The sequence below is a fragment of the Amycolatopsis sp. CA-211722 genome, from assembly GCF_056828465.1.
Genome location: NZ_CP184752.1, coordinates 4,115,359 through 4,142,099 on the forward strand (window position 1 = coordinate 4,115,359; position 26,741 = coordinate 4,142,099).

Here is a 26,741-nt window from a genome sequence, read left to right on the forward strand (position 1 = left end):
GGCGTGAACGGCTTTCCTACGCCACCGCCGGGATTCTTGACGGGATGCTGACCCTCAGGCCCGGCGCGCGTGCGCGATGATCGCGTCGGCGATCGCGGGCCACAGCTGCCGCGGCAGTTCGTGGCCCATCCCGGGGAACAGCAGCAGCTCGGCGTCCGGGATCGCCTCCGCGGTCGCCTTCCCGCCGCTGACGTTGATCAGCGGATCGCTCTCGCCGTGGATGACGAGCGTCGGCACGCGGACCTCGCGCAGTTTCGCCGTGCGGTCGCCCGAAGCGACGATGGCGGCGGCCTGCCGCAACGCCCCCGCGGGGTGATTCGCCCGGTCGTAGTTCCGGGTGGCCTTCATCCGCAGGAATTCCTCGTCGGACGGGTGACCGGGCGAACCGACGAGCTTGAACCACTCGACACCGTCTTCGATCGCCTGCTCCCGGGTGGCGGCCGGGGGCCGCGTCAGCCCGGCGAGCGCGGCGGGCTCGGGATGCCCGACGGAGGGATCCCCGGTGGTCGACATGATCGACGTGAGGCTGAGCAGCCGTCCCGGTGAGTCGATCGCGAGCTGTTGCACGATCATCCCGCCCATCGACGCGCCGACGACGTGCGCGCGGCCGAACCCGAGCGCGTCGAACAAGCCGGTGACGTCGGCGGCGAGATCGGACAGCAGGTAAGGCGCGGTGGCGGGGTCGCCCGCGGCGAGCGCGGCCAGATCCGGCGTGGGGAGATCGTCCAGATAGGACGAAAGGCCGACGTCGCGGTTGTCGAACCGGACGACGTGGAACCCGCCGGCGGCGAGCAGTTCGCAGAAACCGACCTCCCACGTCACCATCTGGGCGCCGAGGCCCATCACCAGGACGAGGGGCGGATCCGCGGGGGAGCCGAAGGTGTCGTACTCGAGTTCGAGGCCGTTCACACGCGCGCGGGGCATGGCACGATCCTGCCGGACGCCCCCGTGGGCGACCAGCCGAATGCGGATACGGTAGCCCGCATGCCGACTTTCCCCGAAGACGCGGGTCCCCGCCCCAGGTCCCGCGCGGCTTCCGGACGGCCGGCCGTCACCAGTGATCGGATCGTCGACGCCGCGCTGGAGCTGTCGGCCGAATCGGGCCTGGAGAACTGGACGCTGCGGCAGCTCGCCGCCGCCGTCGACGCCTACCCCGCGGTCGTCTACCACCACGTCGGCGACCGGGACACCGTCGTCGTCGCGGTGCTCGACCGGGTGGTCGGCGAACTGACCCTGCCCGACGAAACCCTGCCGTGGCGTGCGTGGTTCGACGAGTTCCTGCCGACCGTGCGGAAGGTGCTGCGCCGCTATCCCGGTGCGGCGCGGCGGCTGGCCCTGTTCGGGCCGTCGGTCGCCGCCGCGGTGCCGACCATGAACACCGGTATCGGCCGTCTGCTCGCGGCCGGCTTCGGCGCCGAGTCGCCGTTCGCGTACAACCTGCTGCTCGCCACCGCCTGCCAGTTCGTCGCGATGGAGGACGACCGTGAGAGCGCGATGGCGCTGCAGCTCGACCGCTGCGAGGGTTACGCGTCGTATCGCACGCGGGAGGACCTGCCGGGGATGGCGGCGCTGGGCGAGTCGGTCGCGGCGCTGGTCGCGGACCCCGACCTCGCGGCCGGTTACTACGAGCGTCTCTACGATTACGCGGTGCAGCGCTGCCTCGACGGACTGGAGCTCAGGCTCACCCAGTTGAACGGACTCGGAAGTTTGACAGAGCCGTGACAGCGAATCGGCGTAGTGTGGAGGAATACCGGTGCTCGTCACCGGTCCCGAAGCCCCTGGCACCAACCTCCCCCTCGAGGTGCCGGGGGCTTCTCCCCTGAATGACGGCCCGGTCGCGTGTCGATCGGGACTCACGAGCCGAGCAACGGCGCCGCACTCGCGTGCTCGACGGCGTAACTCGCGTGATCAGCGGCGTAACTCGCGTGATCAGCGGCGTAACTCACGAGTGTCGCTTCCAGACACGCGAGTTACGTGCCTGATCACGCGAGTTACGCCTTGACGCACGCCGCGCACTCAGCGTTCACGGACTTCGGTACTCGGTACCGCCTCAGCCGCGCTGGATCTCCGGAAAGACCTCACCGACCAGCGTGACCAGTGACTTGCTGAGCAGCGTGTGTACCTGCGCGCGATCGAGCGAGCCGCGCACGAGCCATTCGCGGCCCGCCGCCTTGACCATCCCGCCGAACGCGCGGACCAGCGCGTTCAGCTCAGGCCCGTGTTCGCTCTCGCGGGAGAGCCCGACCGCTTCGAGGACCCGGTCCGCCGATTCGCGATCGGCCTCCTCCAGGATCCGTTCGACTTCGAGGTCGCGGCCGATGCCCTCCGGCGCGATCGCCGCCAGCCACATCTTCTCCTGGCTGGTGACCATGTCGAGGAACCAGTCGATGGCGACGTCGGCACGCAGTTCGAGCGGCCCTTCCGGCAGGATCTCGACCGCGAGCCGCGGCACGGTCAGCGCGCGCCGGATGATCTCCAGGTAGAGCTCGCGTTTGGTGCCGAAATAGTGGTTGATCAGCCCCCTGGCGACCCCGGCCTCGGCCGCGATGTCCGAAGTGGACACTTCCGAGTACGGTCGGTCGGAGAAAAGGCGGGCCGCGCAGGCGAAGATCTGCTCCTTGCGCTCGTCCGGTTCCAGTCTCCGCCATCTCGGCGCCGGCTCGGTGGTCATGCGGACAATCTTCCCACGATCGATTCAGCCCGGCCGGACAACGGCACTCTTTCTGTGACATCGAAAAGCAAAGTGTCAGTTAATCCGGCGTGTACCGTCTGTTGGCCCGCTGGTCTTTACCGTCTTCACTCAGGTGGCATGCCGTGCGCGCTGTCGGGGCGCGTTTGCCTCCTACCGGCCCGGCCTGGCGAGTAACCCCCCCTAGCTCGCCAGGCCCGGGCCTTCTTCCGGCGGTGGGGGAGGTTCGGCCGGCAGCAGCAGCGTGAACGTCGTCGGCGACGGGCTGGTCAGCCGCAGCCGCCCGCCCTCCGCCTCGGCCAGGCTCCGCGCCAGCCGCAGCCCGATCCCGTTGCCTTCGTGTTCCTCGGTCCGCTCGGCGGTCGCGAACGGATCGTGCCCGTCCGGAACGGTGCCCTCGTCGCTCACATCGATGGCCAGCGCGTCCCCGGCGTCGCGAGCGAAGACGGAAACCGTGCCGCGACCGTGCGTCGCCGCGTTGTCCAGCAGTACGGCGAGCACCTGCCGGACGGCCGCGTCCGCCGCCCGCGCCGGGAGGGCCTCGCGTCCGCTGATCCGCAGCGCCCGCCCCCGCGCGGCGAGCAGTCCGTGCCAGGTCTGCCGGACCTCTTCGAAGAGTTTGCCCAGGTCCAGCCGCGCACGCGGGGCCCTGCTCTGCTTGGCCAGCGCCAGCAGGTCGTCGATGGTGCGTTCCAGGCGGTCGGCCGACGCGATGCCGTCGCGGATCGTGGCGTAGGGGTCGCGATCGGGGCTTTCCAGCGCCGCCTCGAGCTGCAGGCGCAGCCCGGTCAGCGGCGTCCGCAGCTGGTGGGAGGCGTCGGCGGAGAAGGTCCGTTCGCGTTCCAGCGTCTCGCCGATCCGTTCGGACGTGACGTCGAGGGCTTCGGCGACCTGATCGATCTCGGGGACCCCCGTCCGGCGGGCGCGGACGGTGAAGTCGCCCTCACCGAGGCGTTCGGCGGTGGCGGCCAGATCCTCCAGCGGGCCCGCGAGCCGGGTGGCGATCCGGCGCCCGATGAGCCAGCTGGCTCCGATCGCGAGCCCGGCGAGCACGATCATCTTGAGCCAGGTGAGCCGGATCTCGGCGTCGAGTTCGGACCGGGGATGGGCGGCGCGGACCACCCCGACCAGCGACTGCCCGCTGAGCACCGGGACGGCCAGGACGACCTCGTCTTCGCGGGTCCCGGTCGCCATGTCGGTGTAGTGCGCTTCGCGGACGAAGCGATCTTCGCTGGCAGGGCCGTTGCCGGCCAGAAGCCGGCCGGTCGGGGTGTAGACCGCGACCCTGATCCCGCGGATACGGTCCTTGTCCGGTTTGATCGGCCGGAGCTGGGGGATCCGGCCGTTGGTGAGATCACCGGTCACGTCGAGCACGACCGCGTCGGCGACCCGTTCGAGGTCGTGACTCGAGTTGCCCTCGTGGAACCTGGCGACCGCGACGGCCAGTGGCGCCCCGAACAGGGTGATCGCCAGCACCGCGGCCAGCACGGTGAGGGTGACGATCCGGCGGCGCACGGACAGAGTGTGGCCGACGAACGTCAGGATCACCCACTCGACGCGATATTTTGCCGTCCGTTGACCTGAGATCAAGGCGACGTTGACCCCGTTCGCCTTACCTTGGGGGCCATGCGCCGACGTGCCGCCGTCATGGCAGGCCCGGGGCCCGGATCCGTCCCCCTCGTCCGGTTCGCCGTCCCGGGCGAGTGTGTGGCCGTGCTGCCCGCCGGAAGCGGCGACGCCCCCGGCGGTGCTCCCGGTGTCGGTGTGCTGCTCAGGCGCGGAAACCTCTTCGATCACCTCACCGTCGCGCGGAACATCGTGCTGGCGGGACGGCTGGCGGGCCGTTCCCTCCGTGCCGCGGACGACCTGCTCGCACTGGTCGGGCTGACCGGACGGGGCGACGACTATCCGGGCACCCTGTCGGCGCTGGAAAGCGCGCGTGCCGGAGTCGCCGTCGTGCTGGCCGGAGCCCCCGAGACGGTCCTCGCCGACGAACCGGCCGGCGAACTCGACCGGCTCGCCGCGCTCGAACTCATGGATCTGCTGTGCGCCGTCGCGGCACGCGGGACGGCCGTCGTCGTGGCGACCCGCGACCCCGAGATCGCGGCCGCCGCGCACCGGATCGTGAGAGTGGCGTGACGGCACCACTGGTCCGCACCGACGAGCTGGCGCACACCTACGGTTCCGGGCTGACCGCCGTGGTCGCCGTGCACGGCGTCACCTGCGAGATCTGCGCGGACACCCGCGCGGTGGTGACCGGCAGGGCGGGCGCGGGGAAGACCACGCTGCTGCATCTGCTCGCCGGGATGAAGAAACCGACGGCGGGCACCGTCGACTGGCCCGCCTTCGAGCCGTCGCCGCCGGGCCCCGACCTGATCGGGCTGATGCTGCAGGACGGCGGCCTGCTGCGTGATCTCGACGTCCGGCTCAACGTCGCCCTGCCGCTCGTGCTCGCCGGCCGGACCGGCACGGCGGTCCGTGACGCCGTCGACGGCGCGCTGGAGCTGGTGGGTTTGGCGGGTTTCGCCAAGAAGGCGCCCCGAGACCTGACCGGTGAGCAGATCCGGCTCGCCGTCCTGGCCAGGGCGCTCGCGCCCTCGCCGAAACTGATCCTCGCCGACGACCCGGCGGGCTGGCTCGACCAGCGTGAGGGGGAGCGGCTCCTCGGCAGGCTCCTGCTGGCCGCGGATCAGCTGGGCGCCGGGCTGCTGGTGGCCACGGCCGAAGAGGCCCCTGGCGGGGTGTTCGGCGAGCACTGGGCGATGGTCGACGGGAAGCTGGTGCGAGACCGGTGATCGCGGCGATGGCGTTGTGGGTCGGCGGGATCGCGCGCGTGCGCCCCGCCAGGCTCGGTGTCCCCGCGGCCGGGGTCGCGATCGCGACCACGCTGCTCGCGGTGCACGACTGGACCGGGAACCAGGCACCGCGATGGTTGCCCGCGACAGTGCTCGTGGTGCTGCTGACCACCCCCTCGGCGCGGACGTTGCGGGCGGATCAGGACCTGCTGCGTGCCCGCGGCGCCACCGGTGGGCAGGTGCTCGGCCTGGCGGCCGCCGAAGCCGTGGTGGCGGGGCTCGCCGGCGGCGTCGCCGGGGTCGTCCTGTCGCTGGCCTGCGGCTTTTCGTCCGGCTCCGGGGTGGCGCTCGTCCGGGAAATCGTTCTCTTGCTGGTCGCCGGGACGCTGGTGGCGGTACTCGCCATCCTGCCCCCGGTGCTGCGTGAGTGGTATTTCGTCCCGGCCGACGGAGGTCCGCCCTGGTGGTCGCCTTACGGCCTGGACCTCATCCTGCTCGCGCTCGCCTTCGTCTGGCCCCTGTTCGGCTGGGCGGGCGGCACGATGCTGCTGTGGCGGTTGGTGGAGCTGGGGCTGCGCAAGGGAAAGCGGGTCATCGGCGGTCTGCTCCGGCCGCTCGTCTCGGGGCTGGCGGGTGTGCTCGCGTTGTCCATTTCGTGGCGGAGCGCGCTTCTGGCGCGGTCCGTGGTGCTGGTCGCGCTGGCGGTGGCCTTCGCCATCTCGACCGCTTTCACCAGGGACGGCTGCGGCGAGGCCAAGGTGGACCTGATCGCGTCGCTGATCCTCGCGGCCGCCGCGGCGGGGCCGTCGTTCGGCGCGGCGCTCAACGAACGCCGTCGCGATCTGCTGATCGTGAGCACGCTCGGCGGGAAGCGCCGCCAGGTGGCCGCGTTCATCGCGGGCGACGCGCTGGTCGTCGGGGGCGGGGGCCTGATCGGCGGGCACCTGCTGGGGGTGCTGTTCGTCTTCCTCGCGGGCCTGGAGCGAGTGCCTTCGCCGCACGGGCACTTCGGGCTGCTGGCGGCGGTGGTGATCGCGTCGTGCGTGGCGGCGTCGGCGTGGATCGCGCGGCTCGCCGCCCGGGACGAGGTCTCCGACCTGCGGAACTACTGATTCTCGAAGGGCTGTTCGAGGCGATAGCCGTGGCCGCGAAGCGTCGAAATCCTCGGCGCCTGCTCGGGCGTGGGCGCCGACTCGGTCAGCTTCCGGCGAAGCGCGGCGATGTGGACGTCGAGGGTCTTCGTCGAGCCGTACCAGTGCGCGTCCCACACCTCCGACATCAGCGTGTCCCGGCTGACCGCGACGCCCGGCTGCTCGGCCAGCCGGGCGAGCAGGTCGAACTCCTTGGCCCGCAACGAGATCTCCCGTCCGCCGACGCTGACCCGTCGTCCGGCGGTGTCCACCCGCAGCTGGCCGACGGCGATCGCCGGCCTGCTCTCCGGCGGAGCCGTCCCGCGCCGCAGATGCGCCCGGACCCTGGCGAGCAGTTCGCCGAGCCGGATGGGTTTGGTGAGGTAGTCGTCGGCGCCGGCCTCCAGGCCCACGACGACGTCCATCTCCTCCTGCCGCGCGGTCAGGATCACCAGGACGGCGCCGGGGAGCTCCGCCCGCAGCCGGCGGCAGACCTCGACGCCGTCCAGATCCGGCAGGCCGAGATCGAGCAGGACGAAGTCGATGTCGCCGTCCGCCGCGGCCGCGAGCGCGGTGCGGCCGTCGCGCTGCCACGAAACCTCGTAACCGTGCAGGCGGAGGGTCGATTCGAGGACACCGCCGATCGCGTCGTCGTCTTCCACCACCAGCAGTTTCGGCATGCGGGGGAGCTTAACCGTTGAACACTGTTCTTTTCGGCTGAGACGTTAGGAACACCACGCCTTCCGTAACGGGGCGCTAACGTTTCCTTCGGTATGTCCATAAAGGACAGAGCGCGGCGGCGGCGAGGCACAGCCAGGCGAACACGTCACCGACACGGGCGTACACGGTCTGTGTTCTCGGCTGGACCGGCAGATTTGCGACGAGCGTCTGCTGATCCGTGCGGTGGTAGTCCGCGTGGCCGAGCACGCGGCCCTGGCTGTCCACGGCTGTGGACAGTCCGTGGGTGGAGTGCCGGAAAAGGGAGTAACCGCTTTCCACCGCGCGGAAACCCGCCTTCTCCGCGTGCAGCGAGCCGAAACCCGGCCAGTCGTTGGCGGGGACGAGCATCAGCGAGGTCCCCTTGCCGGCCGCCTGGCGCATCAGGCCGGGGAAGTCCGCGTCGTAACAGATCACCGCCGCGAGCCGTCCGTGCGGCGAATCCGCGGTGGGGACGACGCCCGGACCGGGGGTCATCGGCTCCATCGGCGTCGGATGCGTCTTGTCGTAGGTCCACAGCGCCTCACCGGACGGCGCGACGAGCACGACCACGTTACGGATGTACGGAGCCTGCGACGTGTAGAGCGCGTACGCGACCCCGACGTGGATACCGGCTTGTCGCGCCTGGTCGCCGACCCGCTTCAGCAGCGCCGCCTGATCCCGTTCCAGGACACGGGCGTGGGTTTCCGGCCAGAGCACGATCTTCGCCCACGCCGACGCCTGCAGCCCGGTCCTGGTCACGAGATCGTCGGTGACCGGCGCGAACGCCGTACCGACCGCGACCGGGTCGGCCGCGGCGACTTCCTCGGCGCGCCAGTACTTCACCCCGATGCGCTCCAGCGCGTCGGAACTCGACCGGTCCGCCTCGGCCGACGGGCTGATCCCCGCGATCCGCACCGTCTCCGTCGTGGGGGCGTCGAACACCAACCGCAGGCCACCGGCCGCGAACACCACGCCGAGCAGGCAAACGTGGACGACGACCGTGCGCTTGACCGGCCGCCATCCTTCCGCCCACACGGTGTTCGCCACCGAGGCGAACCACGCGAGGGCGAAGGTGAGGCCGTACACGCCGGTCACGGACGCGGTCTGGAGCAACGGCAGGTTCGTGGCCTGGGTGCTGCCGAGCGCGCCGAAGTCCCCGAAACCGGTGATCAGCGTGAAGAGGTACTCGCCCGCGACGAGCGTCACCGGGAACACCAGCGTCCTCAGCGGCCCGGCGCGGTCGGCGAGCAGCCGGTCGGCCAGGAACGCCGTCGTCTGCAGCACCGCGAGCGAGGTGAAGGCGAGCAGGCCGGAGAGCACGAACAGCAGACCGGTCACGCCGAGCCAGAACAGCTGCCCGATCAGCAGGGACAGGCCCACCATCAGGATCGCGCGCCGTAGCGGGACAAGGCGGGCGTAGTGGAGAAGGAACACCGGGAACACCCACGCCGCGAGCGGGACGTTCCAGTCGGTGTGGACGGCGAGCAGGAGCAGCGCTGTGCCCAGCCACCAGAGCAGCCGTGGTTTCATACCGCGAACGCTAGAAAACCACGGCCGCCCGGACAGCGGACCTTGGGCAGCGAGGGACCCCTACTTTCGTCAGGAAACGTGGTCCCGGTACGCCTGGACGGTTTCCGCGAGCACCTCGCCACCGGGGCGGCGCCAGAGGTCGGCGTCGAACACCTCGACCTCGATCGGACCGGTGTACCCGGCGGCCTCGACACAGGCCTTCAGCTGCCGGTGGTCGATCGGGCCGTCGCCGGGCAGCGCGCGGCCGAGCAGGGTGTCGGTCAGGGGAACCTTCTGGTCGCACACGTGGAATCCGGCGATCCGGCCCGCCGCCGCGGCGATCGACTCCTCGATCCGCGGGTCCCACCAGACGTGGAATTCGTCGACGATCACACCGACCTGATCGGCCGGATGCGCCAGCGCGATCGCCAGTGCCTCGTCCACAGTGGACAGGACCGAACGCTCGGCGCACTGCATGGGATGCAACGGTTCCAGGCCGAGCCGGACCCCGCGCTCGCCGGCGTACGGTGCCAGCTCGCCGACCGCGTCCGCGACCCGCTGCCGAGACGACTTCAGGCTGCCGTTCACCCCGCCGACCACCAGGACGAGGACGTCGGCGCCCAGCGCGGCGGCTTCGTCGATCGCCTCCCGGGTCTGCGCGACACCGTCCACCGCGGTTCCCTCCGGGGTGACCCCGGTGAAGAAACCGCCACGGCACAACGACGACACGCCGACGTCGTACTCCTTGAGCAGCCGCACGGTCTCCTCGACGCCGGTCTCGGCGACCTTGTCCCGCCACAGGCCGATCCAGCGGACACCCGCCTCGGCGCAGCCCGCGACGGCCTCCGGCAGCGACCACGCCTTGGTGGTGATCTGGTTCAGGCTCAACCGGTCCATCAGGCCACCCCCGCCGTGGCCAGCAGCGGCCGCATCCGCGCGACGGCGAGCTCCGGGTCGGCGAGCGCGCCCGCGGCGTCCGCCAGGCGCAGCAGCTCCGCCAGATGCGTGATGGAGCGAGCCGACTCACGGCCGGCGACCATGCGGAAGTGATCCTGGTGCCCGTTGAGATAGGCGAGGAAGACGACGCCGGTCTTGTAGTTCCTCGTGGGCGCCCGGAAAATGGCGCGGCTCAGTGCCACCGTCGGATCGAGCAGACCGTGGAAACCGGCCTTGTCGCCTTCGTCGAGCCGGGCGAGCGCGGCACCGGCGACCTGCGCGACGGCGTCGAAGATGCCCAGAAGCGCTTCGCTGTGGCCCTGGTCGTCCCCGGCGATGAGCTCCGGGTAGTTGAAGTCGTCACCGGTGTAGCACTTGACGCCCTCGGGGAGCGCGCGGCGGAACTCCGTCTCGATCGAAGCGTCGAGCACCGAAACCTTGACCCCGGCGATCACGTCGGCGTGCTCGGCGCAGAGCCTGCCCAGTTCCCCGGCCGCCTTGCGGACGTCGCCATGGCCCCAGTAGCCCGCCAGCGCCGGGTCGAACTGCTCGCCCAGCCAGTGCAGCAGGACCGGGCGGTCCGCGCCGGAGAGCAGTTTCCCGTACGCTGCTTGGTAATCCGCGGGCCCGGAAGCCGACGCGGCGAGCGCACGGCTGGCCATCACGACCGGGATCGCGCCCGCCTCGCCGACCAAGTCCAGCTGCTCACGCCAGGCGTCCACAATGGACCCGGCGGTGGCTTCGCCGTCGGGAAGCTGATCCGTGCCGACACCCGCCACCCACGGCCGTCCGGCGGCGAGGGCCCCGGTGCGCCGGATGAGGTCCTTGGTGGTGGCCCAGTCGAGGCCCATCCCGCGCTGCGCGGTGTCCATCGCTTCGGCGACGCCCAGCCCGCAGGACCACAGGTGCTCGCGGAAGGCGAGGGTGGTGTCCCAGTCCAGCACCGCGCCTTCTTCGGGGTCGGCGGGGGCGAGCGGGTCGGCGACCACGTGCGCGGCGGCGTAGGCGATCCGGGAGGTCGGCGGAGTCGCCGGTTTCGCGGGCGTTTCCGCCCCTCGGGGCGTCCACTCCGCCAGTCCGCCGTCGGCGGTGGGCAGGGCGATCAAGGTCATCGGGTCTCCGTGGCGCGGTGTGAGAAAGCGCTTTCTCGGACCACGTTAAGTCACCCCGCGGGCCGCACACAAGAGGTTCAGCGTCTATTGATGAACCCGCGTCCGCGATCGACGTCGGCAGGGCGCTGTTTGGTCGTCCACGTCACGGATGTGGACAAGGCGCCCTGCCACCGCGATAGCGGGGCCTTCGGCCGGGGCGGGTTCACGCTCGGCAGCCTTTGCCGGTCTGTCTCCAGCTCCGCCAACAGGCTCAGCGAGCGGGAGCGGCGGTGCTGCGGCGCAGGACGACCTCGCCGGACATCCGCACCATCCGCGGCCGGGTGCCGGGGGAGGCCTTGAGTGCCAGGTCCATGGCCCGTTCGCCCAGCTTTTCCAGCGGCAGCGCGACCGTGGTCAGCGCGGGCGTGAGATCGCGCACTACCGGGATGTCGTCGAAACCGGCGATCGACATCTCGCCGGGTATGGAGACGCCGGCGTCGCGCAGCGCCGACATCGCGCCGATGGCCATCACGTCGGTCACCGCGAACACGCACGTCGGCCACCGCTTCCGCGGCCGGGCGAGGACCTTCTCCATCGCCTCGTACCCACCGTCGCGGGTGAACGCCGCCTCGACCACGTCGTCCTCGGCCAGCTCGACGCCGTGCTCCAGCAGTTCCGCGGCGAAGCCGTCGAGGCGGTCGACGACGGTGGTCAGACTCTTCGGCCCGGCGAGCACCGCGAACCGCCGGTGGCCGAGGTCCAGCAGGGCCCTCGCCAGTTCCGCGCCGCCGCCGCGGTTGTCGGGCTGGACGGTGTCCACTTTGAGCCCGCGATGACGGCTGACCGCGGCGACGTGCCCGCCGCCGCGCCGGTACGGTTCGAGTTCGGCGGCCATCGCCTTTTCCCACGTCTTGTCCTCGAACGCGGAACCGATCAGCAGAATGGCCGACGCGCGCTGGGCCCGCAGTGTCGAAACGTAGGCGACTTCCTTGGCCGGATCACGGAAAGTGCTCGCGAGCATCACCAGAAGATCGTTTTCACTCGCCGCGCGCATGATCCCGCCGGCGATCGCGGCGAAATACGGGTCGCCGACGTCGTGGCAGATCACTCCGACGGTCGGCTGTGAGCCACCGGCCAATGCCTGAGCGTGAGCATTGGGGGTATAGGACAGCTCGGAGGCCGCGGCGATCACTCGTTCGCGGAGATCTCCCCGGACGGTGGCGGTGCCGTTGAGTACGCGGGACGCGGTCGCGAGCGACACGTCCGCGGTGCGCGCCACGTCCTCCAGCGTCACGTGGGGGCGAGCCTTCATCGATCCTCCAAGCGGGCGTTTGGGGCATAGTGGCGGACATGCTCGGCCTTTACCCGGAAATCGAACCTTACGTCCAAGGGATGTTGCCTGTCGGTGACGGCAACGAGATCTATTGGGAGGAGTGCGGTGATCCCGAGGGCAAACCGGTAATCTTCCTCCACGGCGGCCCCGGTGGCGGTTCGAGCCCGAGACATCGCAGACTGTTCGACCCCGAGCGATACCGGGTAATCCTTTTCGATCAACGCGGCTGCGGGCGCAGCACGCCGAACTGCGCCACCCCGGAGGCCGATCTTTCGGTCAACACGACGTGGCATCTGGTCGCCGACATCGAGCGCTTGCGCGAGCATCTGGACATCGAACACTGGATGGTCTTCGGCGGCTCGTGGGGGAGTGTGCTGGGGCTGACCTACGCGGAAACCCACCCCGGACGGGTCACGGAACTCGTTCTCCGCGGCGTCGCCACCCTGCGGGCGAAGGAACTCCAATGGCTCTACGGCGGGGGCGCGGCGTACCTCTTCCCGGAGGCGTGGTCGCGTTTCCTGGCCCCGGTGCCGTTTTCGCGACGGCAGGAGAACCTGATCGAGGTCTATCACGAACTGCTGAGCCATCCGGATCCCGCCGTGCACGGCCCCGCAGCGATCGCGTGGAGCCGCTGGGAGGGGGAGACGGTCAAACTGCGCCCGCGGGACGAAGTGATCGACGCGTTCAGCGATCCTTCGTTCGCCCTCGCGATCGCGCGGATCGAGAACCACTACTTCCGGCACGGCGGCTGGCTGGCCGAAGATCAGCTGCTGCGCGACGCCGGGAAGCTCCGGGACATTCCGTGCGTTCTGGTCCAGGGACGCTACGACGTGGTCACCCCGGCCATCACCGCGTGGGAGCTCAGCCAGGTGCTGCCCAGCGCGGAATTGCTGATGGTCGGCGACGCCGGTCACGCGTTCGACGAACCCGGCATCCTGCACGAGTTGATCAGCGCGACCGACCGGTTCGCGTCAGACTGGCAGGACACCGGTACCCGACAGGACGAGAGGAACGCAGACATGCTTTTCGGTGACGAGCACGTCCGTCGCTACGAAGAGACCGATGGCGAGGTGGGCCACGACTGGGAGAAGGGTGCCCCTTGCCTCGTCCTCACCACCAAGGGCCGCAAGACCGGTGAGGACCGCAAGTTCGCGCTGATCTACCAGTTCGACGAGCAGAACAACCCGGTGATCGTGGCGTCCAAGGGTGGCGCCCCGGAGGACCCGGGCTGGTACAAGAACCTGCAGGCCAACCCCGAGGTCAAGGCCCAGGTCAAGGCGGACAAGTTCACCGCGCGGGCCCGGACCCTCGAAGGCGAGGAGCGCGCGAAGCTGTGGGAGAAGCTCGCCGCGGTCTGGCCGGACTACAACGAGTACGCGAAGAAGACCGACCGCGAGATCCCCGTGGTGGTGCTCGAGCGCGTGTGATCCGCGCCGCGTTCACGCGTGGTTTCAGCCGAACCCGGGCGGGTTCGGCTACGAATTACGTCCATGGTGCTGAGACCCCGTGAACGCTGGACCGCGCTGAGCCCCGCTTCGGGGGACCTGCTGACGTTCCGCCAGATGATCGCCTTCGGCCGGCGCTTCGCCCGCGCCGGCCGGGGCGCCTGGTTCGCCTTCGCGATCAACGTCGTGTGGCCGTTCCTGGTGCTGTCCACCCGGTTCCGGGCACGCGGGGGGGAGCACTTGCCGTCGTCCGGCGGCTTCCTGGTGGCGTCGAACCACCTCTCGTTCGCCGACCCGACGACGGTGACGGCGTACTGCCTGGCGCACGGCCGCGTGCCGCGCTATCTGGCGAAGGCGAGCCTGTGGCAGGCGCCCGTCATCGGCTCGGTGATGCGCTCCGGCAAGCACATCCCCGTCTATCGCGGCGCTGCCACGGCGTCGGACGCGTATCGCGACGCCGTCAGCGCCGTCCGTAAGGGTGAATGCGTCGTCATCTTCCCGGAGGCGACCTTCACGGATCACCCGGACGGGTGGCCCATGCGGGGCAAGACCGGCATCGCCCGGATCGCGCTGGAAACCGGCGTCCCGGTGATCCCGCTGGCGAACTGGGGCACGCACCACCTGCTGCCGTCCGACGCCGTGCTTCCGCGCGCCTTCCCGCGCAAGACGGTGAACCTGGTCGCCGGTCCGCCGGTGGACCTCTCGGATCTCATGACGCCCTCGCCGTCCCGTGAGGTGCTGGAGGAGGCCACGAAGCGGATCATGACCGCGGTGACCGAGCTGCTGATCGAGATCCGCGGCTCGCGTCCCGAGTAGGCAGTCTCACCCTTCGGACCGTCCCGGTGAGGGGTAGGTTTCGGGGTATGAGTGCACACTATGACGTCGTTGTCCTGGGGGCCGGAGTCGGCGGTTACGTGGCGGCGATCCGGGCGTCGCAGCTGGGGCTGAGCGCGGCGGTCGTGGAGGAGAAGTACTGGGGCGGTGTCTGCCTCAACGTCGGCTGCATCCCGTCGAAGGCGCTGCTGCGCAACGCCGAACTCGCGCACATCGTGACCAAAGAGGCGAAGTCGTTCGGGATCCAGGTCGAGGGCAAGGTCAGCTTCGACTACCAGGCCGCCTTCGACCGCAGCCGCAAGGTCGCGGACGGGCGCGTCAAGGGCGTGCACTTCCTGATGAAGAAGAACAAGATCACCGAATACGACGGGCACGGCACGTTCCTCGACGCCAACACCATCGAGGTCAACGGCGAGCGGGTCACCTTCGACCACTGCGTGATCGCCACCGGCGCCACCGCGCGCCTGCTGCCGGGTACCACGCGCAGCGACCGCGTGGTCACCTACGAACAGCAGATCATGGAAAACGAACTGCCGGAGAGCATCGTCATCGCCGGCGCGGGCGCGATCGGCGTCGAATTCGCCTACGTGCTGCACAACTACGGCGTGAAGGTCACCATCGTCGAATACCTCGACCGGATGGTCCCGCTCGAGGACGCCGAGGTCTCCGCGGAGCTCGCGCGCCGCTATCGGAAGCTCGGCATCGAGGTGCTGACCTCGACCAAGGTCGAGTCGATCGACGACACCGGCTCCAGCGTGCGCGTGACCGTGTCGAAGAACGGCGAGCAGCGTGTCCTGGAAGCGGACAAGGTGTTGCAGGCCATCGGTTTCCAGCCGCGGGTCGAAGGATACGGCCTGGACAAGACCGGCGTGGAACTGACCGACCGCGGCGCCATCGCCGTCGACGCGCGGGGCCGCACCAACGTCCCGCACATCTTCGCGATCGGCGACGTCACCGCGAAACTGATGCTCGCGCACGCGTCGGAGTCGATGGGCGTCGTCGCCGCCGAAACCATCGCGGGCGCCGAGACCATGGAACTCGACTTCGTGATGATCCCGCGCGCGACCTACTGCCAGCCGCAGATCGCCAGCTTCGGCTGGACCGAAGAACAGGCCCGCGAAAAGGGCTTCGACGTCCAGGTGGCGAAGTTCCCCTTCACCGCCAACGGAAAGGCGCATGGCCTCGGCGAGGCGGTCGGCTTCGTGAAGATCCTTAGCGACGCCACGCATGGCGAGCTGCTGGGTGCGCACCTGATCGGCCCGGAGGTGACCGAACTGCTGCCGGAGCTGACTTTGGCGCAGCAGTGGGACCTTACGGTGCACGAGATCTCGCGGAACGTGCACGCTCACCCGACGCTGGGGGAAGCGCTCAAGGAAGCCGTACACGGCCTTGCTGGGCACATGATCAACATGTAGAACCTCGTGAGTGGTAAGGACGGTTAGAACCGTCCTTACCACTCACGAGCTGGTTCTGGCTGTAGCGATTCGTGCCGCTAGCTCCTCGGCCTTACGCTCCTCGAAACCCACCCAGTACTTGAGTTCGTGGTGGTGCCACCGGTCCACCTCGGACACCTCGCGATACATCCGCGCGTTCGCCCGATGAAACGTCAGCCATTCCGACATGTCCGCTTCGGGCCGCGGTCGGCGGGCAGCCGCGTCGGCGTGTGCGTCGCGCAGGGTCTGCGGTTCGGTCTTCATTGATCCCCTCCCTAACGTCGCTATTCTGCGCGGGATCGGAGGACGTGATCACCGTCTGGCGGGACATCTTGGGACGTCCTTGGTACGGTCTCTGCCAGTCTCGAGGGGAGGGCGGATGCCGAACGAACGCCTGCGGGACGCCCTGCTGCGCAACGGCCTCACGCCGAAGCAGGTCGCCGACGCCACCGGGGTCGATCAGAAGACCGTGGAACGGTGGATCACCAAAGGGCGGACGCCCTACCCGAAGCACCGCCACAAGATCGCCGCGATGGCGCGCGAGTCCGAGACCTACCTCTGGCCGGACTCGGTGGCCCCAGAGCGCAAGGCGGAGACGGCCGCCGCCGAGGTCGTGCGCGTGTTCCCGCACCGAAACGCGATCCCCGTCGAACTGTGGGACCGGCTGATCAAGGAAGCGTCGGACACTGTCGAAGTCCTGGTCCACGCTGCGCTGTTCCTGGTGGAGCGCCCGCGGTTCATCAAGGACCTGGCCGTCAAAGCCAATGCGGGAGCTCGCATCCGTCTGCTTTTCGGTGATCCCTCCGGTGAGAGCGTCGCTCTGCGCGGCGACGAGGAGCAGCTGGGCGACGGGACGCTTGCGGCACGCATCCGCAACGCGCTGGCGTTCTACCGGCCGCTGATCGGGGTAGACGGGGTGGAGATGCGCTTCCACGACACCACGCTCTACAACTCGATCTTCCGCTTCGACGACGAAATGATCATCAACACGCACGTCTACGGCTTCCAGGGAGCCCACGCCCCCTCCCTGCATCTCCGCCGGCTATCCGCTGGGGACCTCTTCGAGACCTACTCGGAGAGCTTCGAAGCTGTCTGGAACCTCGCCAAGCCCGCCACCTTCTAGGAGGCCACACATGGCACGCGTCGACTATTACAACGACCCGAACGCACCCAAGGCCAACAGCATTGCGGTCGCCGTGTCCGCGTTCATCCAGGACGACGAAGGCCGCATCCTCATGATCCGCCGCACCGACAACGACCTGTACGCGATCCCTGGCGGACAGCTCGAACTTGGCGAGACCCTGGCTCAGGCGGCCGTGCGGGAGGTGCGCGAAGAGACCGGCATCGAGTGCGAGGTGACCGGGGTTATTGGGCTGTACTCGAACCCGAACCACGTCATCGCTTACGACGACGGCGAAGTGCGGCAAGAGTTCTCCATCTGCTTCCGTGCTGCTAACTCGGGAGGCGTGCTGCGTGAAAGCTCGGAAAGCTCAGACGTTCTATGGGTTTCAGGTCAGGATCTACGCCGCCTCAACATTCACCCATCAACCCAACTTCGCTTAGAGCACGCGCTGCGTCCACCTTCGTCGGTCTTCTTCACCTAAGTGACTGTAACGGTGGCGATGTCACGGCCGACTTGGTTGTATCGCGTCTGTTGTTGGTAAGGGCGCCACTGGGCGGAACGCAGGAGGAAGAATGTCTTCGAGCAGTCAAAACCCTCCGCTGCCGTCGCTAGCGGGAATTTTTAGCGGCGAAGAACCCGCCGACTTGCCGCCAAGGCCGTTGGCTGTTCTATCTGCTGGAACGATGTACTTCCGTGGAACAGCTGTGCAGGCCTTAGGGCCGCAATGGAAGCACGGGCAAAATGGGCTAATTATCCCCGCTTACCTCGCGGTTTCCCCGGCGCCGATAGATCAGATGCTGGTATATCTATCGACTGAAGAGATCTATGGTGTTACTCCACCTGCTGATCTTATATATGACGAACTAATTAGAATTCCTGCCGAGACCGTGCTCGTTGAGGCTGCGTTGGTTCTTGCTAAACTTCGGCATCCGGGTGCCTCTAGGTCTGATGTTGATGCCGAGTTCGCGAGAATGTGGTTCCCAGAGCCAGTGCGGACACGAGTGTTGAATACCTTGCGTCAGCCAAATCGTGGCCTAGTTGTTCCGCAGGCGCTTCTGGCGTTGATTCAGTATTCAATGCGATTTAGTGGCGACGTCCTTATTCCTGGTGTTCGTCAAGGAAATCTAGTGCTCGCGTTGATGATTGTTGCAGATCAGGCTGGATCTGAGTTAGAGGTTCCGTCAGATGAAATTCTCACCAAGGTGCCAGGGGCACTTGGGCGAGAGGTTATCTCGAATCAGATTTTCAACTCTGGTGTCGATGAAGTTAACTACTTTGCAAGGTTCTATCGCATTTGGCTCATGTTGTCTAAGGAGTTGGCGGGTGCGCCGGAGATTGAAGACCTTGAAGCTGGGTACGAAGAGCTTGTAGGTGTTCCTCTGCGTGATGTGCTCTCGGTGGGCATTTTGCTCTGGTCTGTCACGGTAAACCTTCGGCCAGTAGTGGATCCTGCCTATTTGGATGGCATTCCATGGGCGAAGCAACGGCTTGAAAAGGTGTTGTCGGTCTTCTGTATTGACATTCAAGAATTTCGCGCAGAAGTGCGAGAAGAATTCTCGACGTCGACCACTAGCTGGGCATTTGGAGCGTTTAGTCGTTTTCCGGTTATCCGGCTTTGGGATGGGCGACTGGTCGTATTGGATGGCCCGCTGCTCGTGCGCAGGATATTCGGCTGGCTTCCAATCTTTGACATTAAGTACTATGCGGCCAGTAAGGGTACTGCTTCTAAAAAGAAGGCTGGCAGGTTGGAGCAAAGCCTCCGGCGCCTTGTGGAAAAATATACTGCTGAAGTTCTGGATAATCTGGCAAAGAGTACGAGTGGAGCGAGGCGTGTATATCATGACGAACAGTTGAAGGAGGCTTATGAGAAGCATGGAGTGAAGATCGCCGATGCGGCGATTGACTGCGTCGATTCGTGGATTGTTATCGAGGTGACGAGTAGTCAACTTAAGCGCGAATCTGTTTATGGGGTCTCCGACCAGGCTATCGTTGACGACTTGATAAAGCTGGTTGGAGAAGTTGAGCAAATAGATTCAACTATTAGGTCAATTCGCGACAATGAATCAAGGCTGACGGGCGTTTCATCGCGGCCCAATAAAAAGTTTCATCCACTTCTTGTTACCACCGAGGGATTTCCTGTCAACCCTGTCTCTCTGACACTTATTCGGGAGCATGTTAATGAGCGAGGACTTCTTCTTGATGATGATGTCGAGCCGCTCGAAGTCGTAGATCTAGTTGAACTAGAGATGGTGGAGTCTCTTCAGGAAAACGGTGGGCCACAGTTGGTGGATCTGCTGGCGGGTAAGAAGAATGCAAGTCTGTGGAGGTGCAGTCTTCGCGATTACCTGCTTGTTGAAAAAAAGTTGAGGCCGGGGCGTTCGCAGCGTGTTGAGGCGTTATGGAACACGGGATCCGAGGAGCTGACTGCTCGCTTGTTCACGCAGGATGACTTAGACCAGACGCAGATGTGATCATGCGCGTAGTGGAACCGAGCACGATGACTTTGCCGAATTTGGCTCTATGGGATCAAGGCGCGCCGCCGTCGGCGGCGCGCTGGTCACCTTGCGTCCGCGTCTCGCCTGCGGGTGCACCTTGCCCGACATGGCGGGCTGCCGCTCCGCTCCGCCCACCGGCCGGGCGGTGAACCCGCTGCCGCCGTGGACAGGTGCAGCCGCCGCCAGCGGCGCGCAGGTACGCCAAAGAGCACGTCGGCCTCCTCGCTGAGACATTCGTGCCACCGATGTCGCAGACGGACCAACGGCTGTTACGCGGAGCCAGCGCCCCGATGCCAGATCGTCACAACGGCCGTCACGCCGCGTCAAGGCGGGAAAGCGTGCCTTGACCCGACGTGACGGCCGCGTGGATGGCTTCGTATCGGGGAGATGGGGGAGGAGTGGCCAGGCCGTCTCCAGGCCGTCAGACGTCGGGTAGGGGCGAGAACACGCGAGAAGTGTCCAGCCCTGTTCGCGCAGGTCAGCGGCCAAGAGCAGCGATCATGTCGAGGTCAGCGAAACCCCGGCATTAAAAGATCAACATGTAAAGCTCGTGAGTGGTAAGGACGGTTCTAACCGTCCTTACCACTCACGAGAAGCGGGACCGCGGCAGCGGTTTCGCGTGATCCGGCGGACGACGCGTGTGATCAGATGGACGACACGCGTGACTGCATGGACAACTCGCGCGCGACGCGAGTCGTCCCGCCAATCACGTGTGTCGTCCGTCCAATCACGCGAGACGGCCACCTGCGCACGCGAGCTGCAGGTGACCAGCGTTGCGAAAGCCACTTTCGCAACGCTGAAGGTTGCGAAAGTGGCTTTCGCAACGCGCAGAGACGAGATGAGAGCCGCCGGACCCAGCGCCTGACCCGCGCAAGTAGTCGACTAATTGCGGGAGGGGGCGCTAAAGCGTGTGCATGGCGATCAGCTGCCCGATGGCCCGGATGTTCGACCCCCGGAACTCGAGCCGTACGTTCCCCAGGCCGCTGAACCAGAGGTCCAGCTCCGCGTCGAGGTCGAAGGTGCCCGCGGTTTCGATCGAGAAGGCCTGGATCCTGTTGTACGGCAGTGAGGTGAAGTCCTTCTTCTTGCCCGTCATGCCCTGGACGTTCACCGCGATCAGCCGCTTGTTCGTGAACACCACGAAGTCGCGAACCGCCTTGAACGACGAGATGATCTCCTCGCCGGGGATGATGATCGGCTGCACCGTGGGCGCGATGTCCTTCGGCTTGCACGGCGTGAGCTTGAAGACGGTGTCCTTGGAGAAGTCAATCATGTACTCCAACATACGGACGAAAACGTGCGGACGAGCGCGACACCGGGACCCGTCCCCGGCGGCGTCCCGCATACTGCCGTGGAACAGGAGGAGGCACGATGAAGCGGCTCACGACGACGCACGAGAGCCTGGCGCTCGGCGTGCCGCCGTCGGCTCCCGGCGCGGTGTTCGCGCTCACGCTCGCGGGTGGCGTGTCCGTCGACCCCGGCGAAGGCGGCGAGATCTCGTTCGGGCGTAACCGGCCGCAGGTCGACGTCTGTGTGGGCGAGAACGACCTGCAGGTCAGCCGCAAGCACGGGCTGCTGAACTTCGCCGACGGGCAATGGTGGGTCAGCAACACCGGCCAGTTGCCCATCCGCTTGCCGAATTCCCGCTGGTTGTCCCGCGGCGAGGAGCCGATCCCGCTGTCGGACGGTTACACGCCGCTGTTCGTCCGCGGTTCGGGCAGGCGGGAGCACCTGCTCGAGTTGTACGTCGCGGGCCCCGAGGGTGGGCAGCCCGTCACCCGCCACGACGACGTCACCGTGCCACCCCGCCGCTGGCGCCTCAGCGCGGAAGAACGCCTGGTCCTGGTCGTCTTCGGGCAGCGCTATCTGCTGCACGACCTCAATCCGCAGCCGTTGTCCCGCCAGCAGACGGCCGAGGTCCTCGCCGAACTTCGCCCTGGTGAGACGTGGACCGCGCGCCGGGTCGAGCACGTCGTCATCGACGTACGGGGGAGGTTGTCCGCCGGCGGTGTTTTCGGCCTGCGGCGTGAGGAGGTCGGCGAGCCGGTCGGCAACGCGTTGAACGACAACCTGTTGCGAGAGCTCGTGCTGTCCACGACGCTCGTCCCGCCGGACCTCGCCCTGCTCGAAGCGCTCGACTGACTGTCCATAGAGGACTGTCAGCGCACGCCTTCCATCGCCGCCTTCGCGACGTCGCTGTCCTCGTCCGCCTTGGTGGCCACCTTCACCAGCGCCGCCGTGGCCTGATCCCGGCTCTCTTCGGCTTTCACGCGTCCCGCCGAGGCCGCGTTCACGCCGAAGAAGGCACCCACCACGGTGCCGATCACCGTTCCCGCCGCGGTGATCACCGCCGTGACGTCGGAGGTGTTCGGGTACCGCCAGACCGCCGCGACCGCGATCACCGCGAGCGCGCTGAGGCCCGCCAGCACCGTCATGAAACCGTAGTTCCTGCTCATGGCCCGCTCCCTTCAGGCTCTTTGCGCCCATGCTTCGCCCGAACGGTGCCCATCGTTACGGCAAAAGGCCGGACCGTTATCCACCGATACCGAAACGGACGTCATGCGCCGAGCCCGGCACTACGAATTCCAGGAGCCGTGCGCCCTCCTCGGCGATCGAATCCCGATCCCGCAACGGCTTCCGCGATTCGATCGTCAGTGTCACCCCTTTGATCGCCCAGATGGCCAGGAATTCACCGTCGACGAGCAGGGTGCCCCGGCGGCCGCCGTTGCCCGGAGGCAACGGAACGCGGCGGCCGTCGGGGATCACCCGCGCGCGGTCGGCGTGCGAGAGCAGGACGTTGTCGTACTCGGGCAGGAACCGAGGCGGCGCTGGGGTTTCCGGGTCCGGCCGCGGCGCGTCGGGAACGTCGAACAGTTCTTTTCCCTCGACGTCGCGGAAGGTGACCAGCTCGGGCCGTAGCCGCTCGAAGACCTCCTTCAACCGGGTGAGCCCAGACCAGAGCTGCGCGTCGCGCACGGTCGCCGGGCCGAACGCCGCGAGATAGCGCAACACCAGGTCTTCGAGGGAGATCCCCGCCGTCATCGGTGCGCCGACCCAGTCTTCCAGCAGGGCGAACGCGGCCGGTCCGGTCTGGCCCCACAGACCACGCGGGGTCACGTGCGCGAGCGGGAGAAGACTGTTGACCGCGTAGCCGAGCGTCGGCAGGTCCGCGTCGGGCCACCGGGGCGCCAGCGCGGTCCGGATCTCTGCGCGAGTGCGGGGCCGTTCGGCCAGCAGGGCCCGGCCCGCTTCGGCGATCGCGGCGAGATCGAGTCCGGCGATCTCCCGCGAGTAGTGGCCGAGGAAACCGCGCTCGACCACCGATTCGACGGTCGGCCACAGCGCGAGGGCGTCGTCTGCCGTCACCAGGTGCACCGTGCCGCGCATCAACGTCGTCCGGACGACCTCGCGGGCGGCCAGCGGCTTCGCCAGCTCATCCACCTGGAAGTCCCGAAGCCGCGACCACAGGCCGACGTACGACGAGTCGGGAGCCTGCGCCTGCAGGCCGGCGAGCCGTTCGATCGCGGTGATGGCGGGCAGCTCGGCGCGGTCGAGCAGGAGCTGTCTGGCCAGCGTCGCGCGGTTGAGGGCCCGGGGGCTCAGTCGCTCCATCGTCAGACGCACTTTCGCAGGAAGGAACGGAGGTCTTCGGCGAACAGGCCGGGGACCTCCATCGCCGGGAAATGGCCGCCGGTGTCGTACTCGGACCAGTGTTCCACCGCGGCGTCCTGGAGGCTCCGGATCGTGGTGTCCCCGGCGAAGACGGCGATCGCCTGTGGCGGACCGGCAGGCGCCTCGTCCCAGCCGCCTTGGGACATCTGCCGGTAGACCTCCATGCCTTCGTACACGGCGTGCGCGGAGGAGGCGCCCGCGCCGGTGAACCAGTACAGGCTGACCGCGGTCAGCAGGTGGTCGCGGTCGACGGCGTCGTCCGGCAGCGCCTTGGCCGGATCGGTCCACTCGGCGAACTTCTCCACGATCCAGGCGAGCTGGCCGGTGGGGGAGTCGTTCAGCGAATAGGCCAGCGTCTGCGGCCGGGTCGCCTGCAGATGCAGGTAGCCGAGGCCGTCGGACTGGAACCGGTTGAAGCGTTCGGCGCGCTCACGGTCCTTGTCGTCGAGGCCGTCCAGGTCGAGAGCCGGGCCGAACGGCATCCCCGCGCTGGTCCCGGTGAGGTGCACGCCGACCACGCGGTGCGGGGCGATCATCGACAGGATGCCCGCGACTCCGGCGCCGGCGTCGGTGCCGTGGACGCCGAAGCGCTCGTAGCCGAGGCGGTCCATCAGCGTGGTCCATGCCTGGGCGACGCGGAACAGGTTGCCCCAGCCGGGGCCGCTCACCGGGTTCGAGAACCCGTAGCCGGGCAGGGACGGGATGACCAGGTGGAACTCGTCGCTCAGCTCTTCGACGACTCGCCGGAATTCGAACGGCGAGCTCGGCCAGCCGTGCGTGAGAACCACCGGCAGCGCGTCCGGGTCGGTCGAGCGGATGTGCAGGAAGTGGATGGTCTGGCCGTCGATCTCGGTGGTGAACTGCGGGAACTCGTTCAGCTCGGCTTCCTGGGCGCGCCAGTCGAACCCGTCGGCCCAGTACTCGGCCAGCTCCTTGAGGTAGGCGACCGGGACACCTCGGCTCCAGTCGCCGGTGACCTCGCGGGGCCAGCGGGTGCGGTGCAGTCGGTCCTTCAGGTCGTCGAGTTCGGCCTGGTCGATGGCGATGCGGAAGGGCTTGATCTCGGTCATGGGGCTAGATTAGGAACGATTGCGGAAAGGTTCGTTCCGCGATTGCGGACAAGGTGGAATTCATGGCGGAAACTTCGGCGAGACTGCTGCGGCTCCTGTCGTTGCTGCAGGCCAGGCGCACTTGGACAGGCCCGGAACTGGCCGATCGGCTCGACGTCACGACCAGGACGATCCGGAACGACGTCGAGCGGCTTCGCGGCCTGGGCTATCCCGTCGACGCCACGCCAGGTGTCTCCGGTGGCTACAGCCTGGGCGCCGGCGCGGCGATGCCTCCACTATTGCTCGACGACGAAGAGGCGGTCGCGGTGGCGATGGGCCTGCGCACGGCCGCGGGCGGCACGATCGCGGGGATCGAAGAGACCTCGGTGCGCGCGCTGGCGAAACTGGAACAGGTGCTGCCGTCGCGGCTGCGGCACCGAGTCGCGGCGCTGAACTCCGCGACGCTCGCGGTGCAGGGCGGCGGGCCCACGGTCGACGCCGAGGTGCTCGCGGCGATCGCCGCCGCCTGCCGTGATCGCGAGACCCTGCGCTTCGATTACGTGGGACACAACGGATCCGAGACGCGGAGACAGGTCGAGCCGCATCGCGTCGTGCATATGAGCCGCCGGTGGTACCTCGTCGGCTGGGACGTCGACAAACAGGACTGGCGTACGTTCCGCGCGGACCGGGTGCGGCCGCGCACGCCGAACGGGCGCCGTTTCGAGGAGCGCGAACCACCCGAAGGCGGCGTGGTCGCCTACCTCCAACGGGGTGTCGGCGCGGCGTTATGGCGGCACCAGGCCACGATCCGGCTGCACGCCCCGGCCGCCGAAGCCGCGGCCAAGGTGCCGCCCGCCGTCGTCGTAGAAGCCGTCGACGAGCGGACATGCCTGCTCAAGGCCGGTGCGGACACGCTGGAGTACCTGGCGCTCTACCTCGGCCTGCTCGACACCGATTTCGAGGTGGTCGACTCGCCGGAATTCGCCGGGCACCTGCGCAAACTGATCGGCCGGTTCAGCCGTGCGGTGGACGCTTGACGTCGAAGACCAGCTCCGGGCGTTCCCAGGCGATCTTCGGCGGGTTGGGCGGTACGACGCCGACGCGGCGGGCACCCATCCGCTCGTAGAACCCGGCGGCCGGGGGATGGGAGACGACGCGCACCTCGGTCATGCCGAGCTCCGCGGCCTGCCCGAGCATGTGCTCGACCAGCCACGCGCCGATGCCCGTGCCCTGGGCGGAATCGGCGACGAACAGCAGGTCGAGCTCGGCCGGGTACTCGATCAGGCTGTAGAAACCGACCACGTCCCGCTGCGCGTGCGCGACGTACACGGGATGGGTGGCGAGGTAGTCCTCGGTGACCTGGTAGCCGTCGAGGATCGAGGCGTATTCCCCTTGGTAGGCGGCCGATTCGTGCATCAGCGCCGTCAGCCTGCCGGCGTCGGAAGCGGTTGCCCTGGAGATGCGGTAGCTCGTCACGAGCGCAGCTTAGAACGTCACACCGACACTTCTTGACCTCCAGCTATCTGGAGGTATCAGGCTGGGTTCCGACAGCTGGGGAACGAACTGGAGGAACGAGATGAAAGCGGCCGCGTTCACGGAAGCCGGTGGCCCGGAAGTGCTCCAGGTGCTGGAGCTGGAGGAGCCGCACGCCGGGGCGGGGGAGGTCCGGGTGCGGGTGAAGGCTGCGGGGGTGCAGCCGTACGACGCGGCCGTGCGGGCGGGGTGGGAACCCGCGGGGCTCGAGCTGCGTTGGCCGCGTGTCCCGGGGAACGAGTTCGCCGGGGTCGTCGACGAGGTCGGTTCCGGGGTTACCGGCCTCGTCGCGGGGGCCGAAGTGCTGGGCTTCACCGCCGTGCAGGCGTATGCCGAGTACATCGTGGTGCCCGCGGAGAACGTCACGCCGAAGCCGGCGGAGATGCCGTGGGAGGTCGCGGGCGGGTTCACGGCGGGGACGCAGACGGCGTACCTGGCCTTGGACGCGCTGCGGGTCGCCCGTGGCGAAACGCTGCTGATCCACGGGGCGGCGGGCGCGGTGGGCACGGCCGCCGTCCAGCTCGCGGCGCTGCGCGGGGCGAGGGTGATCGGGACGGCGAGCGAGGCGAACCAGGAGTACGTCCGTTCGCTCGGCGCCGAACCGGTGGTCTACGGCGACGGCTTGGCCGCTCGGGTGCGCGCCCTGGCGCCGTCGGGCATCGACGCGGCGCTCGACGGCGCGGGCGGGGCCGCCTTCGACCTTTCGCTGGAGCTGGTCGGGGATCCGGACCGCGTGCTCACGCTGGTCGAGCACGGCCGTGCGCCCGAGGTGGGGGCGCGGGTGGTCACCGGGACGCGGTCGGCCGACCGGCTGGGGATGCTGGCGTCGTTGTACGTCAAGGGGGAGTTGCGTTTCCTCGTGCGGCGGACGTATCCGTTCAGCGAGGCCGCGGCGGCGCACCGGGAGATCGAGACCGGGCACGGGCGGGGGAAGATCGTGCTGACCTTCCCGTAGCGACCTCGTGAGTGGTAAGG

General features: G+C 68.0%; 27 protein-coding genes and 1 pseudogene. 14 read left to right on the plus strand and 14 right to left on the minus strand.

What is annotated here, in order from left to right:
- Window positions 1–54: 54 nt before the first annotated feature.
- Complete coding sequence (locus ACOCEP_RS19965) at window positions 55–924, minus strand: alpha/beta fold hydrolase (RefSeq protein ID WP_482339181.1); 870 nt, start codon at window positions 922–924, stop codon at window positions 55–57.
- Window positions 925–984: 60 nt separating this feature from the next.
- On the opposite strand from ACOCEP_RS19965, the gene ACOCEP_RS19970 reads away from it, so the two are divergent.
- Window positions 985–1,722, plus strand: coding sequence for a TetR/AcrR family transcriptional regulator (locus ACOCEP_RS19970; RefSeq protein ID WP_482339183.1), 738 nt, complete (start codon window positions 985–987; stop codon window positions 1,720–1,722).
- 328 nt (window positions 1,723–2,050) lie between these two features.
- Here ACOCEP_RS19970 and ACOCEP_RS19975 read toward each other — a convergent pair whose 3' ends face one another.
- Window positions 2,051–2,671, minus strand: coding sequence for a TetR/AcrR family transcriptional regulator (locus ACOCEP_RS19975; RefSeq protein ID WP_037346818.1), 621 nt, complete (start codon window positions 2,669–2,671; stop codon window positions 2,051–2,053).
- 201 nt (window positions 2,672–2,872) lie between these two features.
- Entirely contained in the window at window positions 2,873–4,237 is a 1,365-nt protein-coding gene (locus ACOCEP_RS19980) for a sensor histidine kinase (protein WP_482339185.1), read from the minus strand.
- A gap of 78 nt (window positions 4,238–4,315) precedes the next feature.
- Here ACOCEP_RS19980 and ACOCEP_RS19985 point away from each other — a divergent pair, with 78 nt between their 5' ends.
- Genes ACOCEP_RS19985 through ACOCEP_RS19995 form a run of 3 tightly spaced genes read left to right on the plus strand, consistent with a single transcriptional unit; the run spans window position 4,316 to window position 6,596 of the window.
- On the plus strand, window positions 4,316–4,828 hold the full coding sequence (locus ACOCEP_RS19985; protein ID WP_482339187.1) for a P-loop NTPase family protein: 513 nt from the start codon (window positions 4,316–4,318) through the stop codon (window positions 4,826–4,828).
- A complete protein-coding gene (locus tag ACOCEP_RS19990; protein WP_482339188.1) occupies window positions 4,825–5,484 on the plus strand; it encodes an ATP-binding cassette domain-containing protein in 660 nt (219 codons plus the stop codon). The genes ACOCEP_RS19985 and ACOCEP_RS19990 overlap by 4 nt, the downstream gene beginning before the upstream one ends.
- Window positions 5,481–6,596, plus strand: a complete 1,116-nt coding sequence (locus tag ACOCEP_RS19995) for an FtsX-like permease family protein (protein ID WP_482339190.1) — start codon at window positions 5,481–5,483, stop codon at window positions 6,594–6,596. The genes ACOCEP_RS19990 and ACOCEP_RS19995 overlap by 4 nt, the downstream gene beginning before the upstream one ends.
- Here ACOCEP_RS19995 and ACOCEP_RS20000 read toward each other — a convergent pair.
- The 5 genes from ACOCEP_RS20000 to ACOCEP_RS20020 all read right to left on the minus strand — a co-directional run bounded on the left by ACOCEP_RS20000 (window position 6,590) and on the right by ACOCEP_RS20020 (window position 12,161).
- Complete coding sequence (locus ACOCEP_RS20000; protein ID WP_482339192.1) at window positions 6,590–7,294, minus strand: response regulator transcription factor; 705 nt, start codon at window positions 7,292–7,294, stop codon at window positions 6,590–6,592. The two genes, ACOCEP_RS19995 and ACOCEP_RS20000, sit on opposite strands and share 7 nt — an antisense overlap.
- A gap of 76 nt (window positions 7,295–7,370) precedes the next feature.
- The gene (locus ACOCEP_RS20005; RefSeq protein WP_482339193.1) at window positions 7,371–8,843 is read right to left on the minus strand and encodes a nitrilase-related carbon-nitrogen hydrolase; all 1,473 of its coding nucleotides are present in this window, start codon (window positions 8,841–8,843) and stop codon (window positions 7,371–7,373) included.
- A gap of 69 nt (window positions 8,844–8,912) precedes the next feature.
- Window positions 8,913–9,719, minus strand: a complete 807-nt coding sequence (locus ACOCEP_RS20010) for a sugar phosphate isomerase/epimerase family protein (protein WP_482339195.1) — start codon at window positions 9,717–9,719, stop codon at window positions 8,913–8,915.
- Window positions 9,719–10,870 carry a dihydrodipicolinate synthase family protein gene (locus tag ACOCEP_RS20015; RefSeq protein WP_482339197.1) on the minus strand — a complete coding sequence of 384 codons (1,152 nt, stop codon included), beginning with the start codon at window positions 10,868–10,870 and terminating at the stop codon, window positions 9,719–9,721. The genes ACOCEP_RS20010 and ACOCEP_RS20015 overlap by 1 nt, the downstream gene beginning before the upstream one ends.
- Before the next feature lie 250 nt (window positions 10,871–11,120).
- Window positions 11,121–12,161 (minus strand): LacI family DNA-binding transcriptional regulator, encoded by a 1,041-nt coding sequence (locus ACOCEP_RS20020; protein WP_482339199.1) that lies wholly within the window; start codon window positions 12,159–12,161, stop codon window positions 11,121–11,123.
- Between the two features lie 38 nt (window positions 12,162–12,199).
- On the opposite strand from ACOCEP_RS20020, the pseudogene pip reads away from it, so the two are divergent.
- From pip to lpdA, 4 genes and pseudogenes are all read left to right on the plus strand, one after another.
- Window positions 12,200–13,138 (plus strand): annotated as a pseudogene (pip, locus tag ACOCEP_RS20025) (prolyl aminopeptidase); the annotation flags it as partial.
- A gap of 63 nt (window positions 13,139–13,201) precedes the next feature.
- Window positions 13,202–13,609, plus strand: coding sequence for a nitroreductase family deazaflavin-dependent oxidoreductase (locus ACOCEP_RS20030; RefSeq protein ID WP_482339767.1), 408 nt, complete (start codon window positions 13,202–13,204; stop codon window positions 13,607–13,609).
- 63 nt (window positions 13,610–13,672) lie between these two features.
- Window positions 13,673–14,443, plus strand: a complete 771-nt coding sequence (locus ACOCEP_RS20035; protein WP_482339201.1) for a lysophospholipid acyltransferase family protein — start codon at window positions 13,673–13,675, stop codon at window positions 14,441–14,443.
- Between the two features lie 47 nt (window positions 14,444–14,490).
- Window positions 14,491–15,876, plus strand: coding sequence for a dihydrolipoyl dehydrogenase (gene lpdA, locus ACOCEP_RS20040; protein WP_482339203.1), 1,386 nt, complete (start codon window positions 14,491–14,493; stop codon window positions 15,874–15,876).
- Between the two features lie 42 nt (window positions 15,877–15,918).
- Here lpdA and ACOCEP_RS20045 read toward each other — a convergent pair whose 3' ends face one another.
- Window positions 15,919–16,158 carry an AMED_5909 family protein gene (locus ACOCEP_RS20045; RefSeq protein ID WP_482339205.1) on the minus strand — a complete coding sequence of 80 codons (240 nt, stop codon included), beginning with the start codon at window positions 16,156–16,158 and terminating at the stop codon, window positions 15,919–15,921.
- A 115-nt stretch (window positions 16,159–16,273) separates the two neighbouring features.
- On the opposite strand from ACOCEP_RS20045, the gene ACOCEP_RS20050 reads away from it, so the two are divergent.
- The 3 genes from ACOCEP_RS20050 to ACOCEP_RS20060 all read left to right on the plus strand — a co-directional run bounded on the left by ACOCEP_RS20050 (window position 16,274) and on the right by ACOCEP_RS20060 (window position 19,488).
- The gene (locus tag ACOCEP_RS20050; protein WP_482339206.1) at window positions 16,274–17,017 is read left to right on the plus strand and encodes a DUF5919 domain-containing protein; all 744 of its coding nucleotides are present in this window, start codon (window positions 16,274–16,276) and stop codon (window positions 17,015–17,017) included.
- 10 nt (window positions 17,018–17,027) lie between these two features.
- Window positions 17,028–17,498 carry an NUDIX hydrolase gene (locus tag ACOCEP_RS20055; protein WP_482339208.1) on the plus strand — a complete coding sequence of 157 codons (471 nt, stop codon included), beginning with the start codon at window positions 17,028–17,030 and terminating at the stop codon, window positions 17,496–17,498.
- A 91-nt stretch (window positions 17,499–17,589) separates the two neighbouring features.
- A complete protein-coding gene (locus ACOCEP_RS20060) occupies window positions 17,590–19,488 on the plus strand; it encodes a hypothetical protein (RefSeq protein WP_482339210.1) in 1,899 nt (632 codons plus the stop codon).
- Between the two features lie 925 nt (window positions 19,489–20,413).
- Here the strand turns inward: ACOCEP_RS20060 and ACOCEP_RS20065 are convergent.
- The gene (locus ACOCEP_RS20065) at window positions 20,414–20,785 is read right to left on the minus strand and encodes a PH domain-containing protein (RefSeq protein ID WP_043848634.1); all 372 of its coding nucleotides are present in this window, start codon (window positions 20,783–20,785) and stop codon (window positions 20,414–20,416) included.
- A 98-nt stretch (window positions 20,786–20,883) separates the two neighbouring features.
- Between ACOCEP_RS20065 and ACOCEP_RS20070 the strand changes: the two genes are divergently transcribed.
- Window positions 20,884–21,654 carry an FHA domain-containing protein gene (locus tag ACOCEP_RS20070; RefSeq protein WP_482339212.1) on the plus strand — a complete coding sequence of 257 codons (771 nt, stop codon included), beginning with the start codon at window positions 20,884–20,886 and terminating at the stop codon, window positions 21,652–21,654.
- Between the two features lie 17 nt (window positions 21,655–21,671).
- Here the strand turns inward: ACOCEP_RS20070 and ACOCEP_RS20075 are convergent, their stop codons facing one another.
- The 3 genes from ACOCEP_RS20075 to ACOCEP_RS20085 all read right to left on the minus strand — a co-directional run bounded on the left by ACOCEP_RS20075 (window position 21,672) and on the right by ACOCEP_RS20085 (window position 24,254).
- Window positions 21,672–21,968, minus strand: coding sequence for a hypothetical protein (locus ACOCEP_RS20075; protein WP_016332181.1), 297 nt, complete (start codon window positions 21,966–21,968; stop codon window positions 21,672–21,674).
- Between the two features lie 76 nt (window positions 21,969–22,044).
- On the minus strand, window positions 22,045–23,124 hold the full coding sequence (locus ACOCEP_RS20080; protein ID WP_482339214.1) for a winged helix DNA-binding domain-containing protein: 1,080 nt from the start codon (window positions 23,122–23,124) through the stop codon (window positions 22,045–22,047).
- A 2-nt stretch (window positions 23,125–23,126) separates the two neighbouring features.
- Window positions 23,127–24,254, minus strand: a complete 1,128-nt coding sequence (locus ACOCEP_RS20085) for an epoxide hydrolase family protein (protein ID WP_482339216.1) — start codon at window positions 24,252–24,254, stop codon at window positions 23,127–23,129.
- Between the two features lie 62 nt (window positions 24,255–24,316).
- Here ACOCEP_RS20085 and ACOCEP_RS20090 point away from each other — a divergent pair, with 62 nt between their 5' ends.
- Complete coding sequence (locus ACOCEP_RS20090; RefSeq protein ID WP_482339218.1) at window positions 24,317–25,270, plus strand: helix-turn-helix transcriptional regulator; 954 nt, start codon at window positions 24,317–24,319, stop codon at window positions 25,268–25,270.
- Here the strand turns inward: ACOCEP_RS20090 and ACOCEP_RS20095 are convergent.
- Window positions 25,248–25,709, minus strand: a complete 462-nt coding sequence (locus ACOCEP_RS20095) for a GNAT family N-acetyltransferase (RefSeq protein WP_482339220.1) — start codon at window positions 25,707–25,709, stop codon at window positions 25,248–25,250. The two genes, ACOCEP_RS20090 and ACOCEP_RS20095, sit on opposite strands and share 23 nt — an antisense overlap.
- Window positions 25,710–25,809: 100 nt before the next feature.
- On the opposite strand from ACOCEP_RS20095, the gene ACOCEP_RS20100 reads away from it, so the two are divergent.
- Complete coding sequence (locus tag ACOCEP_RS20100) at window positions 25,810–26,721, plus strand: NADP-dependent oxidoreductase (RefSeq protein WP_482339222.1); 912 nt, start codon at window positions 25,810–25,812, stop codon at window positions 26,719–26,721.
- Window positions 26,722–26,741: the final 20 nt, after the last annotated feature.

What these genes read in the sequence shown, in the direction of transcription:
- ACOCEP_RS19965 (WP_482339181.1), bottom strand. Translation starts at nt 924, where the DNA reads ATGCCCCGCGCGCGTGTGAACGGCCTCGAACTCGAGTACGACACCTTC.
- ACOCEP_RS20035 (WP_482339201.1), top strand. Translation starts at nt 13,673, where the DNA reads ATGGTGCTGAGACCCCGTGAACGCTGGACCGCGCTGAGCCCCGCTTCG.
- ACOCEP_RS20100 (WP_482339222.1), top strand. Translation starts at nt 25,810, where the DNA reads ATGAAAGCGGCCGCGTTCACGGAAGCCGGTGGCCCGGAAGTGCTCCAG.
- ACOCEP_RS20045 (WP_482339205.1), bottom strand. Translation starts at nt 16,158, where the DNA reads ATGAAGACCGAACCGCAGACCCTGCGCGACGCACACGCCGACGCGGCT.
- ACOCEP_RS20065 (WP_043848634.1), bottom strand. Translation starts at nt 20,785, where the DNA reads ATGATTGACTTCTCCAAGGACACCGTCTTCAAGCTCACGCCGTGCAAG.
- ACOCEP_RS20080 (WP_482339214.1), bottom strand. Translation starts at nt 23,124, where the DNA reads ATGGAGCGACTGAGCCCCCGGGCCCTCAACCGCGCGACGCTGGCCAGA.
- lpdA (WP_482339203.1), top strand. Translation starts at nt 14,491, where the DNA reads ATGAGTGCACACTATGACGTCGTTGTCCTGGGGGCCGGAGTCGGCGGT.
- ACOCEP_RS20075 (WP_016332181.1), bottom strand. Translation starts at nt 21,968, where the DNA reads ATGAGCAGGAACTACGGTTTCATGACGGTGCTGGCGGGCCTCAGCGCG.
- ACOCEP_RS19975 (WP_037346818.1), bottom strand. Translation starts at nt 2,671, where the DNA reads ATGACCACCGAGCCGGCGCCGAGATGGCGGAGACTGGAACCGGACGAG.
- ACOCEP_RS20005 (WP_482339193.1), bottom strand. Translation starts at nt 8,843, where the DNA reads ATGAAACCACGGCTGCTCTGGTGGCTGGGCACAGCGCTGCTCCTGCTC.
- ACOCEP_RS20030 (WP_482339767.1), top strand. Translation starts at nt 13,202, where the DNA reads ATGCTTTTCGGTGACGAGCACGTCCGTCGCTACGAAGAGACCGATGGC.
- ACOCEP_RS20085 (WP_482339216.1), bottom strand. Translation starts at nt 24,254, where the DNA reads ATGACCGAGATCAAGCCCTTCCGCATCGCCATCGACCAGGCCGAACTC.
- ACOCEP_RS20070 (WP_482339212.1), top strand. Translation starts at nt 20,884, where the DNA reads ATGAAGCGGCTCACGACGACGCACGAGAGCCTGGCGCTCGGCGTGCCG.
- ACOCEP_RS19970 (WP_482339183.1), top strand. Translation starts at nt 985, where the DNA reads ATGCCGACTTTCCCCGAAGACGCGGGTCCCCGCCCCAGGTCCCGCGCG.
- ACOCEP_RS20060 (WP_482339210.1), top strand. Translation starts at nt 17,590, where the DNA reads ATGTCTTCGAGCAGTCAAAACCCTCCGCTGCCGTCGCTAGCGGGAATT.
- ACOCEP_RS20000 (WP_482339192.1), bottom strand. Translation starts at nt 7,294, where the DNA reads ATGCCGAAACTGCTGGTGGTGGAAGACGACGACGCGATCGGCGGTGTC.
- ACOCEP_RS20050 (WP_482339206.1), top strand. Translation starts at nt 16,274, where the DNA reads ATGCCGAACGAACGCCTGCGGGACGCCCTGCTGCGCAACGGCCTCACG.
- ACOCEP_RS19985 (WP_482339187.1), top strand. Translation starts at nt 4,316, where the DNA reads ATGCGCCGACGTGCCGCCGTCATGGCAGGCCCGGGGCCCGGATCCGTC.
- ACOCEP_RS20090 (WP_482339218.1), top strand. Translation starts at nt 24,317, where the DNA reads ATGGCGGAAACTTCGGCGAGACTGCTGCGGCTCCTGTCGTTGCTGCAG.
- ACOCEP_RS20020 (WP_482339199.1), bottom strand. Translation starts at nt 12,161, where the DNA reads ATGAAGGCTCGCCCCCACGTGACGCTGGAGGACGTGGCGCGCACCGCG.
- ACOCEP_RS20055 (WP_482339208.1), top strand. Translation starts at nt 17,028, where the DNA reads ATGGCACGCGTCGACTATTACAACGACCCGAACGCACCCAAGGCCAAC.
- ACOCEP_RS20010 (WP_482339195.1), bottom strand. Translation starts at nt 9,719, where the DNA reads ATGGACCGGTTGAGCCTGAACCAGATCACCACCAAGGCGTGGTCGCTG.
- ACOCEP_RS20015 (WP_482339197.1), bottom strand. Translation starts at nt 10,870, where the DNA reads ATGACCTTGATCGCCCTGCCCACCGCCGACGGCGGACTGGCGGAGTGG.